1 protein-coding gene is annotated in these 1,493 nt (G+C 63.8%); it reads left to right on the top strand.

Annotated features, from left to right (window positions below):
• A partial coding sequence (locus A5753_RS14275) for a condensation domain-containing protein (protein ID WP_231990077.1) occupies positions 1-1,493 on the top strand: 1,493 nt, incomplete at both ends.

Raw genomic sequence — 1,493 nt, 5'->3', positions numbered from 1 at the left:
TATGTGGGGCGTGCTGATGAGCAGGTCAAGATCCGCGGGTATCGCATCGAGTTGGGTGAGGTTCAAGCGGTGTTGGCCGCCCAGCAGGGTGTGCGTCAGGCGGTGGTGATCGCGCGCGAGGACGTCGCTGGGGATAAGCGTCTGGTGGGGTATGTGACCGGGACCGCCGAGCCGGCGGTGTTGCGCAGCGCTGTGGCTGAGCGGCTGCCCGCTTATATGGTGCCGGCTGCGGTCGTGGTGATCGAGGCGTTGCCGCTGACTGCTAACGGCAAACTCGACACCAAAGCCTTGCCGGCCCCGGGCTATCAAGACGGCGAGGGCTATCGCGCCCCGACCAGCTTGACCGAAGAGATTGTTGCTGGGATTTATGCCCAGGTTCTTGGCTTGGAGCGGGTCGGGGTTGATGACTCGTTCTTTGAGGTGGGTGGGGATTCGCTGTCGGCGATGCGGGTGATTGCCGCGGTGAATAAGTCCTTTGATGCGGGTCTTTCGGTGCGGGTGTTGTTCGAGGCGCCGACGGTGGCTGAGCTGGCGCCTCGTATTGAGGGTGCGGGTGGGGGTGGGCTGGAGCCGTTGGTGGCTGTGGAGCGCCCGGCGGTGGTTCCGTTGTCGTTTGCCCAGGCCCGGTTGTGGTTCCTGGATCAGTTGCAGGGGCCGTCACCGATTTACAACATGGCGGTGGCGTTGCGGCTCAGTGGTCGGTTGGATGCTGAGGCGTTGGGGGCGGCGCTGGCTGATGTGGTGGGCCGTCATGAAAGTTTGCGGACGTTGTTTGTGGCGGTGGACGGGGTCCCTCAGCAGGTGATTGTTCCGGTGGGGCGGGTTGATTTCGGGTGGCAGGTTGTTGATGCCGTCGGCTGGCCGGATGATCGGCTGGAGGCGGCTGTGGGCGCCGCGGCTCGTTACACGTTTGATTTGGCTGGCGAGATTCCTTTGCGGGCAAGGCTTTTCCGGGTCGCTGAGGATGAGCATGTGTTGGTGGCCGCGGTGCACCATATCGCTGCTGATGGGTGGTCGGTGGCCCCGTTGGTGCGGGATTTGGGTGTGGCGTATGCCAGTCGGTGTGCGGGGCAGGTGCCGGGGTGGGCGCCGTTGCCGGTGCAGTATGTCGATTACACGTTGTGGCAGCGGGCGCAGTTTGGTGAGCTCGAGGACAGTGGTAGTCGTATCGCTGGGCAGTTGGCGTATTGGGAAGATGTGTTGGCCGGGATGCCCGAGCGGGTGCAGTTGCCCACGGATCGGCCGTATCCGGCGGTGGCGGATTATCGCGGGGCCACGGTGGCGGTGGAGTGGCCGGCTGAGGTGCAGGCGCGGGTGCGTCAGTTAGCTGGTGAGCATAATGCGACCAGTTTCATGGTGGTGCAGGCCGCGTTAGCGGTGTTGTTGTCGAAGATCAGCGCCAGTGTTGATGTGGCGGTGGGGTTCCCGATCGCCGGGCGCCGTGACCCTGCGCTCGATGAGTTGGTGGGTTTTTTCGTCAACACGTTGGTGTT

The sequence above is a fragment of the Mycobacterium sp. 852002-51971_SCH5477799-a genome (assembly GCF_001667145.1).
GTDB lineage: Bacteria > Actinomycetota > Actinomycetes > Mycobacteriales > Mycobacteriaceae > Mycobacterium.
Note: the sequence above shows the minus strand (reverse complement) of the source record. Positions and strands in the feature narration are given on the sequence as shown.